General features: G+C 68.5%; 3 protein-coding genes. All 3 read right to left on the bottom strand.

What is annotated here, in order from left to right; genetic code table 11:
- Positions 1–10 precede the first annotated feature (10 nt).
- Complete coding sequence (locus tag ACXJKH_RS19325) at positions 11–748, bottom strand: endonuclease/exonuclease/phosphatase family protein (protein ID WP_256777098.1); 738 nt, start codon at positions 746–748, stop codon at positions 11–13.
- 53 nt (positions 749–801) lie between these two features.
- Positions 802–1,632, bottom strand: a complete 831-nt coding sequence (locus tag ACXJKH_RS19320; RefSeq protein WP_457321795.1) for a thiol:disulfide interchange protein DsbA/DsbL — start codon at positions 1,630–1,632, stop codon at positions 802–804.
- 125 nt (positions 1,633–1,757) lie between these two features.
- Positions 1,758–2,045 (bottom strand): DsbA family protein (locus tag ACXJKH_RS19315; RefSeq protein ID WP_457321793.1); only part of this gene is annotated, 288 nt, incomplete at its 5' end.

Raw genomic sequence — 2,045 nt, 5'->3', positions numbered from 1 at the left:
GGGTGAGGCCTTACCGCAGCGCGCTGCTGGGTACGTCGATGGCCATCGCCAGGGCGAGGTGATCGGAAAACGCGGCCGGTACGGCCTCGGCACTGCGTTGCTGCAGGCCGTCGCTGAGCAGGATGTGGTCGATGGCCCGGTCCGGCCGCCAGCTGGGGAACGTGGGCACCGCGCAGCCTGGCGGTTGCAGGTTGGTCTTGCGGTACAGCGCCTGCATTTCCGGGCGGTCGGCCAGGCAGTTGAAATCGCCCATCAGCACCGCGTTGGGATGGTCGGTGAGCAGGTCGGCGATGAAGGCCAGCTGCGACATCCGCGAGTTGGTGCCCAAGGACAGGTGCGCCACCGCCACCGCCAGGCCCTGCCGGCCTTCGCCGAACTTGGCCAGCAGCACGCCGCGCCCGCCGATGCGGCCGGGCAGGGCGTGGTCCTGTACTTCCACCGGTTCCAGCCGGCTGAGCAGGCCGTTGGCGCTGGAGGCCACCCCGCCCATGCGGCGGTTGGGCTGGTGGCTCCAGTAATTGAAGCCGGCGCGCTCGGCCAGGTAGTGGGTCTGGTTGGTGAAGCCCGAGCGCAGGCTGCCCGGGTCGGCCTCCTGCAGGCCGACGATGTCGTGGCCACGGGCCAACTGTGCGATTGCGTCCAGACTGGTGCGCTTGCGCCCGGCCGGCAGTGCATGCGACCAGCTGCGGGTCACATAGTCACTGTAGCGGCGGGTGCTGCTGCCGGCCTGGATGTTGGCCGTCAGCAGGCGCAGGGTCCGCGTGGTGGGGGAATTCACGACGGTAGCGGGCTCGGTCTGGATCAATTGCCCTTGGCGGCGCGCTCGCGGGCGATCAGGTGATCGGCAATGCGCAGCATGTCGGGGAAGCTCTTGCCCTTGACCAGGTACTTGCCGTTGACGATCACCGACGGGGTGCCGGTGATCTGGCTGCGCTGGGCGAACTGCTTGGCGGCATTGGTCTTGGCATTCACCGCGAAGCTGCCCATGGTGCTGGCGAACTGCTTGGCATCGGCGCCGTGCTTGGCATAGAAGGCGGCGATGTCTTCAACCGAATCCTTGCCGCGCTCGCCCTTCAGGGTCTGCTCGGCGTGGATGGCCGAGTACAGCGCCTCGTGGGTCTTTTCCTGCAGGCCCATGCTCTGTGCGGCGTAGAAGGCGCGCGCATAGTTGTCCCAGGTGCCGCCGAACATCGCCGGCACGTAGACGAAGCTGACGTCGCTGGGCAGGCCAGCCTTCCACGGCCCGATCAGCGGCTGGAACGCGGCGCAGGCCGGGCACACGTAACCGAAGATCTCGGCCACTTCGATCTTGCCGGCGGCCGGCTGGAACGGCTGGCCGTTCTCGATCACCACATAGTCGGTGCCTGCCACCGGCTCCGGGCCGGTCGGGCGCGAGGACGCCGGCGCCGGTGCCGGGGTGGTGGCGGCTGCGGCAGCGGTCTCGGCGGCGGAGGATTCACCGGTGGCGGCCGGGGCTTCGCTGTTGGTCGYCGGTGCAGTGTCGGTGGCCGGGGTGCTGCTCGGGGCAGCCGGTTCGGTCGGCGCGGCGGTATTGGCGGTGCCGTCCTGGGCCTTGCAGGCCGCAAGGATCGGCAGCAGGGCCATCAGGGCAATGGCGAAACGGGTCTTCATCTAGGCATCTCCAACGGATGAACAAGGTGGGGCCGGCGCACGGGGCGCCGGCTCAGGGGGAAATAATGGCATGCGGCCAGGCGCGTCCCGCGTACACGGTGTGTGACGGTTCAGAGAGCCTGCACTCAGCGCTTGGGCTGGGTGCGCGCCTGGGCGATGAGCGCATCGGCGTTGCGCAGCATCGATTCGAACGAGTCGCCCTTGACCAGGTAACGGCCGTTGATCACCAGCGCCGGGGTGCCGGGCACCTTGGTGCGCTGGGCGAAGGCGCGCGCGGCCTTGAGCTTCTGTTCCACCGCATCGCCCTTGATCGTGGCCAGGAAGGTCTCCGGGGCCACGCCGTAGGTCTTGTAGAAGCTGGCCAGTTCGTCCGGGGACACGTTCTGCATCGGCAGCGTCTGCTTGTCATGCAG

The organism is Stenotrophomonas sp. P5_B8, assembly GCF_054049855.1.
The sequence above is the reverse complement of the archived record's forward strand: the minus strand, read 5'-3'. Positions and strand labels throughout refer to the sequence as shown.